Below are 16,205 nucleotides of genomic sequence, written 5' to 3' on the forward strand. Positions count from 1 at the left end.
GGTACCTATATTAAATAATAAGTTTAATTTTGTTTTTTATCTCTCTTAAAATCTTCTTTCAAAGATTCTACTTGTTGTTTGTACTCTTCACGTTTTTTAAATATATAATCATCGTCTCCTTTTGGTTCAGCTGCCAAACGTCTTATACTTTCTTCGTCGTACTTAATAAATTTAGCTACTTGGTTTTTTAATGTTTCTTTTTCGAAACCAACTTTAGTTAAAACATCACAAGCCAAGGTTAAGGAAGTGTCTAGTGTTTCACGATAAATATTTTCAATTCCTAAATTCACCAACTCATAAGCATCATACCTGTTTCTTGCTCTAACCATTAATTCTACATGTGGATATTTTTTCTTAACCTGTTTACTTATTTGATGTGCAGCATCTGGATTGTCTACTGCGCAAATTAAAATCTTTGCTTCTGCAATACCAGCAGATTCTAATAATCCCATACGTGTTGCATCACCATAATACACTTCAAAACCTAATTTCCTTAGATAATCTACACGATTAGAATCATGATCTAAAATGGTAGTTTCTATATCATGAGATTTTAAAAAACGACCTACAGTGCTTCCAAATTGACCAAAACCAACCAATATAATTTTTTCAGATTTAGTATGTTCGTCCATGGGTCTTTTTACAGACTCTTTTGTACCTATTCTAGGAAGAATTAAGCGTTCGTTAATCATACTTGCAATAGGTGTAATTCCCATTGTTAAGGCGGTAACTACAAGCATAATGTCTAATTGTTCTTGCTCTAAAATACTAGATTGAAAAGCAAATGACAACAATACAAAAGCAAACTCCCCAACTTGTGATAAATTAAAAGTCAACAATAAATTTTGATCTATTTTTAATTTAAAAACAAGTCCTACTATAAATAAAACAATGGCTTTAATAAATATAACGGCAACTAAAATACCTCCAATAGTAAAAGGATTATTTTGAATTACAATAAAGTTAATAGAAGCTCCAACAGCTATAAAAAACAGCCCTAGCATTAAGTTTTTAAAAGGTTCTAAAGTACTTTCTAGCTCGTGCTTAAACTCACTATTAGATAAAACGACACCACCTAAAAATGCTCCCAATGCCGGACTTAAGCCTACGTATTCCATAACAAAGGAAATTCCGAAAACAATTAAAAAAGCAGCCGCAATTAAGAGTTCTCTAACTCCAGATTTTACAACCTTACGTAGCATTGGTACAATTAAATAACGACCTGCTATAATAATAAAAACTACGGATGCAATAATGGCTAGCGTTTGCAATTCCATTGGCAAACCATCTAATAAGTTAACATGACCACCATGATTATCTGCAGGCATCTTTGGACTAGAACTCGCCATTAACGGAATAGAACCAATCATAAAAATAACAATGATATCCTGAAATAGTAAAATTGAAAAAGCAGAAGCCCCAGAAGTGGTATGCATCAATCCTTTTTCTTTTATCGTTTGTAGTACAATGGCAGTAGAAGAAAGTGCGACTGCCATAGATAATACTAAGGCAACTTTAGACTCATAATCAAAAGAAGTAAAGAGATAATAAGATAACAACATGGTTAGGGAAACCTGTATACCTCCCATTCCTAAAATGGTTTTTCGCATCTCCCAAAAATTCTTCGGTTCAATTTCTAGACCAATTAAAAACAGCATTATTACAACTCCAAACTCAGAAATATGCATAATATCTTGTCCTTCTTCCCCAATAACTCCTAGCATATAAGGTCCAATAACTACACCTGCTATCAAATAGCCTAATACAGAACTTAAGCCCAATCGTTTGGCAATAGACACGCAAATAATTGCTCCTGCTAACAATATAATTGCTACAAAAAGTAAACTTCCTGTCATATTTTCACTTTATTTATTTTGTTCCTTTTTATAATTACAAATGCAAAAGTTGCAAATCATTATATTAAGTTCAAAGATATCACGATTATTAAATTAATTACTTATTTTTTTAAGAAATCGAATGTTAAAAATTAGTTTTAATTAAAAGACCTTTTTTTATCATTGATGGAAAAAAACAAAGGGTTTCTACTTTAAATAAGGATGAAGAGTCAAGAATAAAAGAACCTCTATAGAATCGCCAAAAGAATACAGTTTACTTCCTTTAAAAGCAATTAAAAGAAACTAATTACAATTTAAAAAATGCTTTCAGAATAAACAATTTATTTACATACCCTTATTTAATTAACCAATATGTAATAATAAGTTTCAATTATTTTAACGATGTAAGATTAATATTGTGACTATTCTAAAAGAGAAAATATGTATAAAAAAATTACAATTTTAACTGCAGCCTTATTTAGCTATTTTGTTGGTTTTTCACAAACAACCTTAAAAATAACAGAAATATGGTCCGGTAATAGTAAGGGGAATAATCTTACAGGTGATTGGTTTGAAATAACAAATACAGGCTCAGAAGCATGGACTCCTGCCATGGGAGACCTTTATTTTATTGATGATAGAGACGAAATTGATTATATAGATGATGCTGTACTTATAAACGGAATTGCTGTTATTAAGCCAGGAGAATCTATTATTGCTATTAAAGATGAAGATGCTACAGAATTTACATCGGTTTGGGATGACGTTTATGATCTAACAGATGTTCAAATAGGAACACACGACGGAAAAGGATTAGGTAAAAGTGGTGATGTTGTTAATTTATTTATCAGTGCAACGGTTCCTACGGATAATAGCACAAGAGTAGATTCTGCAGCGTATCCAGATACAGAAGCAAATCCTGGTCAATCTTACGATGTTACCAAAGGCGCTTTTAGTGTGATTGGTGAAGCACCGTATGTTCCGGTTGCTACAGCAGCTAATGACGAAGGAGAAGCTGCCATTGCATCTCCAGGAAACACAGGTTCTACAGCACCTAATTTACAAATTACAGAAATATGGTCTGGTAACGGCAAAGGTGACAATCTTACTGGTGATTGGTTCGAAATAACAAATATAGGTTCTGGCGCATGGACTTCTGCCGAAGGAAACATTTATTATGTAGATGATAGAGGTGAAATTGATTATGCAGACGATGCTGTATTGTTAAATGGTGTTACCATAATACAACCAGGAGAATCTATTATTGCCATAAAAGATGAAAATTCTACAGAATTTATTGCTGTTTGGGAAAGCGTTTACAACTTAACGAATGTTCAGATTGCTACGCATGACGGAAAAGGATTAGGCGACGGTGGAGATACCGTTAATTTATTTGTAAGTACCACTACTCCAACGGATAATAGTACAAGAGTAGATTCTGAAGCGTACCCAAATACAGCTACAAACCCTGGTCAGTCTTACGATGTTACCAAAGGAAGTTTTAGTATTCTTGGAGAAGGACCATTTGTACCTGCAGCTACGGCTGTAAATAATGAAGGTGAATCTGCAATAGGATCTCCTGGTAATTTAGAAAAAGTAGCTGCTTCTACAATAAATATCATTGTAGATACGGCTAATTTAACATCGTTTTTAGATGTATCTGAAACAAATGCTGGCTTTGTAAGTGGTGTTGTAAATGATGCTACCGACCCTGCGAGTACCATTGGTATTCCTTTTTTAATTTCTGACTCTAATACAGCTTTTTCAGATTTAGCTGTTTCCGTAAATAGTAGTAATGAAGCGGTTGTTTCTAACTCGAACTTAGTTCTTACGGGTGCTAGTGGAGAAAGATTATTAAAAATTATACCAAGTACTTTTGGTTTCTCAACGATAACAATCACTGTAAAAGATACAGAAGATAACACTGCAACATATACCATTAATTATGCAGCTTCAGCAGCTTCTATTACACCAAATTCAAGTCGTTTTCATACGGGTTCTGCAGACGGTTCTACAGGAATTGCTATAGATGATGATTATATTTGGATTGGTGATGATGAAGATCAAACGATTCGTTTATATAACGCAAATCAATCAGGTTTACCGGTAAAAAAAATCGATTTTAATAGTTTTTTAGGTTCAACCAAAGAAGCAGATTTAGAAGGTTCTTTTAGATTAGATGATACTATTTATTGGATTGGTTCTACAGCAGAAGCTGATAGATCTGTAATTTTTACAACTACTTTATCAGGAACCGGAGCAACATCAAACTTAACCTATAACGATAAATACAACAGTTTACAAGCAGATTTATTAAACTGGGATGAGAATAATCTACACGGATTAGGTGCTAACTATTTTCAATTAAGTACTGTTTTAGAAGTAGAGGCTTTGGCACTTGCTCCAAACAGTACAACCACTGCTTATTTAGGATTGCGTAGTTCTACTGCAGAAAATAAAGCCATTGTTATACCGGTTACTAATTTTACAAGTTTGCCTGGTATGGAAGCTGGTTCTGCAACTTTCGGAACGCCTATTTTACTAGATTTAGCAGGTAGAAGTTTAAGAAGTATGGAATGTAACGAAAATGGATGTATTTTAATCAGTGGCCCTTTCGGAACAAAAACAGACTTTAAAGTATATACTTGGACTGGAAATGGAACTGACCAACCAGAGTTAAGAAATGCAGATTTAACAGCATTAAACGCGAATGGTTCTTTTGAAGGTTTGGCTTCGTTACCAAATTCGACATTTTTGGGAACTGATGGAGATACAGATACTGTAAAGTTATTGGTAGATTTAGGTGCAACTATTATTTATAATGATGGTGAAGAAAATAAAGGCTTACGTGATGAATGGAAAAAATTTAGAAGTGATGTGGTTACTTTAGGTACTGTTGGTACACCATTTGTTAAAACTCCGGTAATTAACGAGTTTGTGATCGATCATTCTGGTACAGATACACGAGAGTTTATAGAAATTTATGGAGATCCTTATACAGATTATTCAAATTATACCATCGTAGAAATTGAAGGAGACAGTGGAAATACGGGTTTAATAGATGATGCAACTTTTACGGTTGGTACTACGGATGAAAATGGATATTGGACCACTCCTTTCCAAGAGAATATTCTTGAAAACGGAGCAACTACATTTTTATTAGTGAAAGATTATACAGGAACACTTGGTGATGATATTGATACCAACGATGATGGAACTATAGATACCACTTATTGGTCTGCAATTCTAGATGGTATTGCTAGTTCGGAAAGTCAAACTGGAGATTTAGTCTATGCCTTAGATTTAGCGCCTGGTTTTGATGGGAATGAAAATCAAGTTGGCGGTGCTTCTCGTGTGCCAAATGGTGTAGACACAGATAGTACAAGTGATTGGGTAAGAAATGACTATAATGGTGAAGGTTTTGATGGGGTTACAGGAACTCCGGTAGAAGGTGAAGCGATTAATACACCAAATTCGTACAACAAACTTGTGGGACCTGTTTTAAATATTACAGAAATCTGGCCAGGAAATGGTGAAGGAAATAATCTTACTTCAGATTGGTTTGAAATTACTAATAACGGACCATTGCCTTGGACTCCAGAATTAGGTGGACTTTATTTTGATGATGATTCTCAAGATCCTGCTTCAGCAGTGTTAATTAATGGAATTACTTCTATTCAACCAGGGGAATCTGTAATTGCTGTTGATGCGTCAGACACAGATAATTATATTTCAGTTTGGGGCGGAACTTATTCAATTTCAGATGTTCAAATAGGAACCTATGCTGGTGCTGGTTTATCTGGCGGTGGAGATGCTGTAACGTTATGGATTGGAGAACCAACCGAGGTTGGAAGTATGGTAGATTTTGAAACTTATCCCGATACAGCTTCTAATCCAGGACAATCGTATGATGTTGAAAAAGCTGGATTCAGTGAAATTAATAAAGCGCCTTATTTTGCGAATGCAACCGCAGTAAATGATTCAAATGAAGCTGCTATTGGTTCACCAGGAAATAAAGGAACTGTTTTAAGTGTTGACAGAAATGCAGTAAATACGGTTAAAACGTTTCCTATTCCTTTTGATGATAAATTACACTTACAACTAAATACATCAACGAATATAACAATAGCTACCGTAAAAATTATAGATATGTTAGGTGCTGTTGTTTTTAGTAAAAAAGTGGATGTATCAACTGGTAAAGTAACCTTAGACAATATGGCTAGGTTGCATTCAGGAGTTTATGTCTTACACATTGCTGAATTGAATACGACCATGAAAATTGTAAAGAATTAAGCATTCTTTTTAAAAAGTAAAAGCCAGTTAGTAAAATTACTAACTGGCTTTTTTTATTTATGATTGTATTGAAACCTTTGAAATAAAAATTTCAACTAAAAAATATACTTTGGAATTATGTAGTAATCAAATCAAAAGAAATTTTAATACCTGTAATTACCATACCTGTACCAATAATGGCAATAATTAAACCCATTATTTTACCAATCACAGAAATTACGTTATTCCCTACTACTTTTACAATTAAATCACTCAATCTAAACGTATAAAAAGTAATTAAACTCATAGTTCCGAAGATAGCAATCACTAAAATAATGTGTATAGTTTCTACATTTGCTACAAAATTCATAGCAGTTACAATGGTTCCTGGACCTGCCAAAATAGGAATTGCCAATGGAGACACCGCAATATCTTCATCAACATCTACATTTTTAATGTTTTTTACATCAGATTTTTTAGATTGTAGCATTTCAAATCCTATGTAAAATATTAAAATACCCCCTGTAATTTTAAATGCAGGGACACTTATATTAAACAATTCAAAAATATATTTACCTAAAAGCACAAAAACAGTTACAATTACAAAAGCAATAATATTACTTCGTTTGTTAATGTCTCTTTTCGTTTCTTTGTCCAAACCTCTCGTTAAAGACACAAAAACCGTCATGTTCGAGATAGGGTTGGTTATTGCAAAAAAGCCTGTAAAAACAGTTATTGCAAAGGTTATTAAATTATCCATTTATTCTAAAGTTTTGAATCTGCAAAACAATTGAATTAGTTCTTTATAACCTAAGTAATTATGATATATTTTTCTTAAAATATTTACACACATATATCCTCTTTTTAAACCTCTAAAAAATCATAAAAATAGGTCTTATATGAGTTTAAAGAAAAGGAAGGATATATACGCTTAAAGCAACCTATTTAATTGTGCATTTTTAAGTGTTTTTATTTTATCTATTATTCTGATATATGTATTTCTAACGCAATTTCACTCCTAAATTCTGTACTTCAATTTCTTTTAATCCAAGTTAAAAAAACATTAGGAATTGTTTGGTGTAAATTTCCGGTCAAGGTTGCTATAAAATGGAGGCCTCAAAAGAAATAAATACGTCAATTAAATTGTATATTTGCCGTTCATTTTCACAATACATAATTAGCTTTTTACTCGATATGCCTTTTAAAAAATTACACGCTGATATAAAAGAGATTTTAGAATCTTTAGAAATAACAACTCCTACTCCATTTCAAAGTAAAAGTATACCTGTTATTAAAAGTGGTGCAAACATTTATTGTACAGCTCCAGTAAATAGCGGAAAAACGACTACACTAGTACTTACTACTTTGCATAAGTTGAAGTGTCAAGAAGTTGGTTCTGCACCAAGGGCATTGGTTTTAGTCGAAAATTCTGAAAAAGCACTTGCATTGCATGACGAATTTATAAAACTTAGTAAATACGATGCTTTACGTGTCTATGCTTGTGATGAAAGAGAACACATAGAGTTGTTAAAATCTGAAATTTTTGAAGGAGTGGACGTACTTATTGCTACGCCTAAAACCATGAATAAATTGCTTTTATTAGAAGGTGTAAATACCACACAATTAAAGATTTTAAGTATCGATGATGCATCTTTTTTGGTTGAAAAAACGGCCTATGCAGCATTAATGGCAATTACACAAAGTATACATAAATGCCAATATGTATTGTATTCAGAAAAAATGGACCCTATTTTAAAACGATTTGAGTCTTATTTTATGCAATACGCTAAAACAGTATCTGTTAAATAAAATACTTTTTACAAGTTTTAACTCTCACCCAAAACGTACATATAATGATTCCTAAACTACACTATATATCTCAAGGTAATTCTCCAAAAGAACATCTAGAAAATATTCAGAAAGCGTGTTCGTCTGGAGCAGAATTGGTACAATTAAAAATTGCAGGTATTTCTGAAAAGAAATATTTAAAATTAGCACTAGAAGCGAGAGAAATTACATCTCATTTTCAAACTAGATTAATTTTAAGCAATCACTTTAAAATTGCGAAAGAAGTAAAAGCAGATGGTGTTCATTTAGAGGACATAGATTTCTGCGCTACAACGGCCTTAGAACATTTATATACCTGGCAAATTGTTGGCGCAACAGCAAACACCTTGCAAGATTGTAACTCCTTAATTAGCAAAAAAGTAGATTATATTACTTTAAGTCCGTTTAAGGATAAAGAAACGAAAGAGAATTCTACAAAGGATTTAGGTATAAATGGTTTTTCTTTAATTGTGGAAGCTTTAAAAACTGAAACTCCTATTATTGGTGCTGGAGGAATCACGACAGATGATGTTGCTGACATTTTAGAAACTGGAGTTTCTGGAATTGCGGTTTCGGATGCAATTTCACAAAACTTTGATTCTATTAAAAAGTTCAACGAGTTGTTAAATGCGTCTTCTACACAAGAGCAACGACACACTTTTTAGTCTCAATAATTTACTTTATGCCTAGCTCTATATAGTTTTATACATGTTAGCTATAGGCTAAAATGCTACTACTTTATAAAACGAACTGAATAATTTGGTTTGTTTTAAATACAATTATATAATAAGTCGCCCCTTTTTTTAACATTAAGGCTTATTTAAAATCTTCATTTATGAAAATTACACATCTATTATACGATTATTTAGTAAATACAGGAATCCCTGAAACCTATGCAGCATATATAAATATGTTTGCTTTACTATTAACGGTATCGGTTCTTACCTTTTTAATTGATTATATCATTAGAAAAATTCTTGTACAGTTGTTCAGTCAATTTGCTTCAAAAAGTAAGACTAATTTTGATGATATTTTAGTAAAAAATAAAGTACCTCGGAATATAGCGCATATCGTTCCGTTAATTTTTGCTTTAGAATGTGTGCCTTTTGTGTTTTTTGATTTTCAATATATAGAAAATATAATTCAGAAAAGTTTAGAGGTATTTACCATTGTTTTAGTCCTTTGGATAGTAAGAAGTTTCTTAAATTCTCTAAAAGACTATTTTAAAACCTTACCAAATTTAAAGGATAAACCGATAGATAGTTACATTCAGGTGTTTATGATTTTTGCATGGGCAATCGGTATTTTATCAGCCTTTGCTATTATTACAGGTATCGAGTTTATCAAATTTATTACTACCATTGGTGCTGCTTCTGCTGTTATTATCTTGATTTTTAAAGATACTATTTTAGGTTTTGTTGCTAGTATTCAAGTGTCTATCAATGATATGGTGAGAATTGGTGATTGGATTACGTTTGAAAAATATGGTGCAGATGGAGATGTTATTGAAATTAATTTATCAACTGTAAAGGTTCAAAATTTTGATAAAACGATTACAACAATCCCTACCTACGCGCTAATTTCTGACTCGTTTAAAAACTGGCGTGGAATGACCAATTCTGGTGGTAGACGTATTAAAAGATCTTTGAATATCAATTTAGAGAGCATTCATTATTTATCTACACAAGAAGTTGAAGACTTTAAGAAAATTCAGTCTATTAGCACTTATTTAGAAACACGACAAGCAGATATTGATGCATATAATGAAAAAAACAACATCAATAAAGAACTATTATTAAACGGTAGAAATTTGACAAACATTGGGGTTTTTAGAAAATATATTGAAACCTATATAGAAAACCATTCTGGTACCAACAAAGATATGATGATTATGGTGCGCCAAATGCCACCAGATACGCAAGGTATTCCGATTGAAATTTATGCTTTTAGTAGTGATAAACGCTGGAAAAACTACGAATACATTATGTCGGATATTTTTGATCATGTAATTGCAGCGGTTCCCTATTTTAACTTAGAAATTTTTGAACTGCCTAGTAATTCTAGTTTTATCAATTATAAAAAAAAATAGTGTTACCTATCATTTTTTTTAAGAATCAAACATAAAAAGTGGCTGTCTAAAAGTATAAAACCTTGTCATACTGAACTTGTTTCAGTATCTCTACTTATTGAATTTTAATATTCATAAGAATCTGAAATGAATTCAGATTGACAAATACTTTTTTTTAGACAACCACTTTTCAATAAATCAACCAATATATTTGTGTTAGTTTACATCTATAATACCCACTACTTCATAAGCTCTTGTACCATCTACTTGTACTTTTTCATATAGAATATTTGCATATTCATAATAGCTTTGTCCATCTATCACAACTTTTTCATAATCATCTGGTAACTCATAAACTACTGTTCCTACTTCTGGTTCTACCACTTCATATTCATTATTTATTTGTATATAAAAAGTACCATTTACATTGTAATAGTTGTAATTGTTAAACATGATTCTTTTATAATTTGTTGGTAAAACACGTACTCTAAATCCAATTTTTGGAGCTATTACTATATAACGTCCTCTAGATTGTGTGTAATACTTATTATTTGCATAATAGTAGTTTTGATTTTTATAAGTAACAACCGTTCTGTTGGGTACATTTCTTACAGAAACAACTTTCTTGGTAGGTTTTTTATAAGTTACTTTCTTACTAGGAATTCTTTTACTTGCTGTACTTCTTTTAATGGTTGTAGTCGTTTTAGTTGTTGTTGTACGCTTTTGTGCAGAAACTTGTGTTGCAACCGCAACAATAAACAAAGATGGTAACACGAATGATTTTATAAATGTTTTCATAATTTTAATGTTTTAAATTAAACTTCCTTTTGTATACTTCTAAGACTCTTAGATATATCTTAGGTTTAATGACTTTTTAAATGAATAGACAAACGGGATATTTGTATCTATCAACTAGTAAATTTTATAGATAGAATTATGCACGAACAAAAGTCAACCAATAAACACCTACTCTTTATTCATTTTAACATGCCATTATCACTTAGAGCGCATTGTAGAATTACTTGATAAATAAAACATCCTTTAATAGACTTAGTAAGACCTTTTTAATTTTAATTGTTTTACATACAATCAAGAATAAGCAAATGCTATTAAAAACAAAAGAGGGCATACTTATTAAAGTATGCCCTCTCTCCAATTCAAAACTATATTATTTCAATAAATCTAATAAACCTGTTAATTCAGTTAGATTTAAAGTAGAGTTACTATCTGTATCTAATACATTAAAGTTTTCTGCTACAGAACCAATTGCTTCTGTTGTGCTAATTGCTTCATCTTTATTGGTGTCTAATAAAGTAAAAAGAGTTGTAATTTGCTGTACTGTAGAATTAGAGCTTAAAGAACCTAATAAGGTTGCTGCTTGTTTAAGGTTAGATGAAGAACCAATATTCTGAATACTATTACAGCTAAACATTGTAGCTGATAATACTAAAGTTAATGCGACTTTTTTCATGTTATATATGTATGATTTTATGTTGCATCAAAAGTACTTTTATCGGTTGGTTTGATAAAACGAAATAGACAAACTACATGTATTTGCCGCTTAATTAGAGCTCACAATAGATGAAATTAAATTGACTTTATGATTTATTAAATGATTAGAACAAAACACTCAAAACTCTGTAATAATACATGGGTAAATGATCGTTACAAAGCGGTTTTTGTTAGCTAAATATTGGTGTAAACAAACGATTTATGATAGGCTATTCTATTTCTTCTTGTAATCTAGTAATCAGTATTTTAGTTTTACTATGTAAAGTTCTTGCATATCCTAATTGTATTTGAGTTTGTATTAAGCGATCGATAACATTATTCTGATATTTTTGACTAGAAAGTAAGGCTTTATAATCAGATTTACGCCCAAATTCTTTAATCTGTTTATATTTTAGATCATTATTAGGTAGCATATCTATTAATGAAATAAACTTTTATAGAGTAGGTTTTATCTTGTTTTCTACGATGTTTTTATTTTTCTTATCCTGATTATTAAATTGCTCAATTTTGGTTAAATACGTAGCTATTAAATCTTTTAGTTTACTACTTTCTATCAATTCCATTTTAGCTGTACTAAGAATAGATTTTACAGAACTTTCTTGTAAATTCACTTCATTTACGGCTACATTCAAAATGGTATCTTTAGCACCTTGCGTCAATTCATTGGTGCTTTTACCTACATAATTTAACGTGTTTTCTAAACCTGTAATAGTTTCTGTGTTTTCTTCTATAGAACGTTTTAACAAACGCAAATTGGTTGTTAATTCATCATGTAGATTGGTATAAATTTCATCTACCAGACTGTTGTTTTTTTGAATATCGCTTAAATCATTTATCTTCCAAGCAATAGAAACAGCAATTACAATCAAAACTATTTCACCTAAGCATACAAGGCATAGGATTTAAACTTGCCTAATTCTATTAAATTTCTTCTTATTTTACGAAACAGCTTCATAATACTATTTTGAATGTTTTTTTTTATGGATATAAAATAAAAAGTGCGCAAATGTTTGTGATATTTTCCGAAGAAAAAAGAAACACAAACACACACGCACTAGTATTTTAACAGTCTTTTTACGATGTTACTCTATTAAATAATAACGTACTATTTCACTTTTACAGGACATCCAATAGCTTTTGTAAAGTTTGGTGTCGGTTTTTCACCATTTTCTAAAGCCGCAATAGCATCTTCTACATATTTTACTTTAACAGCTCTTGCAGACCTTGCATTATCATCAATAGTACCAATGTATTGTACTTTTTTATCTGCGTCTAATAAAAACACGTGTGGCGTCCTTACAGCTCCAAATTTAGGAGATACTTCCTGGTTTTCATCTGCTAAATACACAAACGGAAACGCTTTTTCTGAGGCTCTTTTTTGCATGGCTTTAAAACTTTCTTTGTCATTATCTTCACTTACGTTCGGATTGATAGCAACCACAGTATATCCTTTAGAAGCGTAAGTGTTATGAAGCGCTGCTAATCTGTCTTCATACAGTTTAGAAAACGGACATTCATTACACGTAAAAACGACAATGTATCCTTTTGCATCCTTAATATCTGATAAAGAAAACGTACTTTCATCTACATTTTTTAATTTAAAATCAGCAGCCACATCTCCTATTTTATATCCACCAATTTCTTCTAATGTTTTAGATTGTACGGGGCTGTGTCCGCCTCTTGGAGGATCTTTTCTATCTCCGTTTGGTGGTGGACCTTTTCTATCTTGTGCCGTTGCTGTATGGGTAATAAATAGACTGCTCATTAAAATAATGGCAGCGAAAACTAATTTGCTTTTTTTCATGATTGTGGTTTTAATTTATTTTTTTTATTTCATTCTCAAGGTCTTCTAAACTCTCAAACATACGTTCATGAAAAGTCCTTTTTTTATTGTTGAATATAATTGTAAATGGTATAGATCCAGACCAATTTGGGTCTATTTTATCGATCCAACTATTAGCGTCTGGGTCGTCTAAAAGAACTACATTAGATGTAATTCCTTTTCGTTTTAAAAACGGTTTTACTTTTGTTTCTAGATCATCTGGAAAATCTAAACTTACCAATGTAATTTTTACATTAGGATGCTGCTTTTGATACGCTTCTAATATTGGTAATTCTTTTACACAAGGTGCACACCACATCGCCCAAAAATTGACAATATGTATTTCTTCCGAATCTGTATATAAATAAGGCTCTAAAGTTTCAAAATTTAAAACCGGAATATTTGTGTTTTTGTTATTCTGTGAATTACTTTGTGTTGTAAAACCAAGAAATAGCACAGAAACTACTATTAAAATATTTTTATACATATGTATCTTTAATTATTTGATCTAGTAAAGTTTAAAAGTATTTGTATTATTTCTTTAAATAAAACAAAATAGATAATATTTCACATTTTATCTATGAAACTGTCTTTATTATAGAAGAAGATTAGAAAACAATAGGTTTTGTTATTCTTGTAAAGGAGGAATCACATAAGGAGGATAAAGTTGGATCGAGCATGATGGGATTCCTCATTACTTCGGAATGACAAAGGCGTTGTTTGGAATGTTACCTTTGAGTTTCACACACAGTCTTGTCATTCCGACAAAGGAGGAATCTCATAAAGCGCATTAAAGTTTGGTTGAGCATGATGCGGTTCCTCAATTCTTCGGAATGACAAATGCGTTGTTTGGAATGTTACCTCTGAGTTTTACACACAGTTTTGTCATTCCGACAAAGGAGGAATCTCATAAGGAGGATTAAGGTTGGCTCAAGCATGATGCGGTTCCTCAATTCTTCGGAATGACACAGGCGTTGTTTGGAATGTTAACTCTGAGTTTTACACACAATCTTGTCATTCCGACAAAGGAGGAATCACATAAGGAGGATAAAGTTGGATCGAGCATGATGGGATTCCTCATTACTTCGGAATGACAAAAGCGTTGTTTTGAATACTACCTTTTAGTTTTACACACAGTTTTGACATTTCGACAAAGGAGAAATCTCATAAGGAGGATTAAAAGTTGATTCAAGCATGATGCGATTCCTCAATTCTTCGGAATGACAAAAGCGTTGTTGGGAATGTTACCTCTGAGTTTTACACACAATTTTGTCATTCCGACAAAGGAGGAATCTCATAAGGAGGATTAAAGTTAGCTTAAGTATGATGGTATTCCTCAATTCTTAGGAATGACAAAGGCGTTGTTTTAAATTATTTATTAATAAATTGATCTTCTAAAAACTCAAAATTGCTATTAAAAGAGCGTATTAAATTCAACTTTTTTTCACGTCTCCAACCTTTTAATTCTTTTTCGCGCGCAATTGCTAATTGAATCCATTCAAATTTTTGATAATATACTAAATGTTGAATATTATACCTAGAGGCAAAAGTTTTAACACCGATTTCAATATTTGTTTTGTGACGTATTAAACGTTTTTCTAAATTATTAGTTACACCAATATAAAAAGTAGAACGGTATTTATTGGTGATGACATACACATAATAGGTATGATATCCTTGTTGAAACTCTATCATGATTTTAGCTGTTTTTTACGTTAAATATATGAAAATCAATCTATTTTAATAAATAAACATCGCAGTTTTGTTATTCAAACAAAGGAGGAATCTCATAAGGAGGATCAAAAGTTGGTTCAAGCATGATGAGATTCCTCAATTCTTCGGAATGACATAGGCGTTGTTTTGAATGTTATCTCATAGTTTTACAAACAGTTTTGTCTTTCCGACAAAGGAGGAATCTCATAAGGAGGATTAAAGTTTGCTTAAGCATGATGGGATTCCTCAATTCTTCGGAATGACACAGGCGTTGTTTGGAATGTTAACTCTGAGTTTTACACACAATCTTGTCATTCCGACAAAGGAGGAATCACATAAGGAGGATCAAAAGTTGGTTCAAGCAGGATGCGATTCCTCAATTCTTCTGAATGACAAAACTGTGTTGTTTGGAATGTTACCTCTGAGTTTTAAACACAATCTTGTCATTCCGACAAAGGAGGAATCTCATAAGGAGGATTAAGGTTGGCTCAAGGAGGATGCGGTTCCTCAATTCTTCGGAATGACACAGGCGTTGTTTGGAATGTTACCTTTGAGTTTCACACACAGTTTTGTTATTCCGACAAAGGAGGAACCTCATAAAGAGCATTAAAGTTTGGTTGAGCAGGATGGGATTCCTCATTACTTCGGAATGACAAAGGTGTTGTTTGGAACGTTACCTCTGAGTTTTACACATAGTTTTGTCATTCCGACAAAGGAGGAATCACATAAGGAGGATTAAAAGTTGGTTCAAGCATGATGCGATTCCTCAATTCTTCGGAATGACATACAGGCGTTGTTTGGAATGTTATCTCTGAGTTTTACACATAGTTTTGTTATTCCGACAAAGGAGGAATCTCATAAGGAGGATTAAAAGTTGGTTCGAGCATGATGGGATTCCTCAATTCTTCGGAATGACACAGGCGTTGTTTGGAATGTTACCTCTGAGTTTCACACACAGTTTTGTCATTCCGACAAAGGAGAAATCACAAAAGGAGCATTAAAAGTTGGCCTCGAGCAGGATGGGATTCCTCAATACTTCGGAATGACAAAGGCGTTGTTTGGAATGACAGCTTTGAGTTTTAAACACAGTTTTGTCATTCTGACAAAGGAAGAATCTCATAAGGAGGATTAAAGTTAGCTTAAGCATGATGGGATT

The 16,205-nt window shown here is 32.0% G+C and carries 13 protein-coding genes; 4 read left to right on the top strand and 9 right to left on the bottom strand.

The genetic code is table 11. The features are described from left to right. Positions 1 to 23: 23 nt before the first annotated feature. Entirely contained in the window at positions 24 to 1,856 is a 1,833-nt protein-coding gene (locus tag WHD08_RS02645) for a cation:proton antiporter (protein WP_208889330.1), read from the bottom strand. 420 nt (positions 1,857 to 2,276) lie between these two features. On the opposite strand from WHD08_RS02645, the gene WHD08_RS02650 reads away from it, so the two are divergent. Further along, positions 2,277 to 6,128: a T9SS type A sorting domain-containing protein gene (locus WHD08_RS02650; RefSeq protein ID WP_208889329.1), complete on the top strand. Its 3,852-nt coding sequence runs from the start codon at positions 2,277 to 2,279 to the stop codon at positions 6,126 to 6,128. 115 nt (positions 6,129 to 6,243) lie between these two features. On the opposite strand, the gene WHD08_RS02655 is transcribed toward WHD08_RS02650, so the two are convergent. Next, positions 6,244 to 6,867, bottom strand: a complete 624-nt coding sequence (locus WHD08_RS02655) for a MarC family protein (RefSeq protein WP_165731246.1) — start codon at positions 6,865 to 6,867, stop codon at positions 6,244 to 6,246. 434 nt (positions 6,868 to 7,301) lie between these two features. Between WHD08_RS02655 and WHD08_RS02660 the strand changes: the two genes are divergently transcribed. From WHD08_RS02660 to WHD08_RS02670, 3 genes are all read left to right on the top strand, one after another. Then, positions 7,302 to 7,916 carry a DEAD/DEAH box helicase gene (locus tag WHD08_RS02660; protein ID WP_208889328.1) on the top strand — a complete coding sequence of 205 codons (615 nt, stop codon included), beginning with the start codon at positions 7,302 to 7,304 and terminating at the stop codon, positions 7,914 to 7,916. A 44-nt stretch (positions 7,917 to 7,960) separates the two neighbouring features. Continuing rightward, a complete protein-coding gene (locus tag WHD08_RS02665) occupies positions 7,961 to 8,599 on the top strand; it encodes a thiamine phosphate synthase (protein ID WP_208889327.1) in 639 nt (212 codons plus the stop codon). 170 nt (positions 8,600 to 8,769) lie between these two features. Continuing rightward, entirely contained in the window at positions 8,770 to 10,023 is a 1,254-nt protein-coding gene (locus WHD08_RS02670) for a mechanosensitive ion channel family protein (protein ID WP_208889326.1), read from the top strand. A 195-nt stretch (positions 10,024 to 10,218) separates the two neighbouring features. Here WHD08_RS02670 and WHD08_RS02675 read toward each other — a convergent pair whose 3' ends face one another. The 7 genes from WHD08_RS02675 to WHD08_RS02705 form a co-directional block, all read right to left on the bottom strand. After that, entirely contained in the window at positions 10,219 to 10,800 is a 582-nt protein-coding gene (locus WHD08_RS02675) for a DUF6515 family protein (RefSeq protein WP_165731250.1), read from the bottom strand. A gap of 370 nt (positions 10,801 to 11,170) precedes the next feature. Next, positions 11,171 to 11,473, bottom strand: a complete 303-nt coding sequence (locus tag WHD08_RS02680; protein WP_165731251.1) for a hypothetical protein — start codon at positions 11,471 to 11,473, stop codon at positions 11,171 to 11,173. Between the two features lie 250 nt (positions 11,474 to 11,723). Continuing rightward, positions 11,724 to 11,927 carry a hypothetical protein gene (locus WHD08_RS02685; RefSeq protein WP_208889325.1) on the bottom strand — a complete coding sequence of 68 codons (204 nt, stop codon included), beginning with the start codon at positions 11,925 to 11,927 and terminating at the stop codon, positions 11,724 to 11,726. A gap of 21 nt (positions 11,928 to 11,948) precedes the next feature. Next, positions 11,949 to 12,383, bottom strand: a complete 435-nt coding sequence (locus WHD08_RS02690; protein ID WP_208889324.1) for a hypothetical protein — start codon at positions 12,381 to 12,383, stop codon at positions 11,949 to 11,951. Positions 12,384 to 12,619: 236 nt separating this feature from the next. Further along, the gene (locus WHD08_RS02695) at positions 12,620 to 13,318 is read right to left on the bottom strand and encodes a thioredoxin family protein (protein ID WP_208889323.1); all 699 of its coding nucleotides are present in this window, start codon (positions 13,316 to 13,318) and stop codon (positions 12,620 to 12,622) included. A gap of 10 nt (positions 13,319 to 13,328) precedes the next feature. Further along, positions 13,329 to 13,823: a TlpA family protein disulfide reductase gene (locus WHD08_RS02700; protein WP_165731254.1), complete on the bottom strand. Its 495-nt coding sequence runs from the start codon at positions 13,821 to 13,823 to the stop codon at positions 13,329 to 13,331. A gap of 884 nt (positions 13,824 to 14,707) precedes the next feature. Further along, on the bottom strand, positions 14,708 to 15,031 hold the full coding sequence (locus tag WHD08_RS02705; protein ID WP_165734414.1) for a GIY-YIG nuclease family protein: 324 nt from the start codon (positions 15,029 to 15,031) through the stop codon (positions 14,708 to 14,710). Positions 15,032 to 16,205 lie beyond the last annotated feature (1,174 nt).

This window comes from Polaribacter sejongensis (assembly GCF_038024065.1).
Classification (GTDB): domain Bacteria; phylum Bacteroidota; class Bacteroidia; order Flavobacteriales; family Flavobacteriaceae; genus Polaribacter; species Polaribacter sejongensis.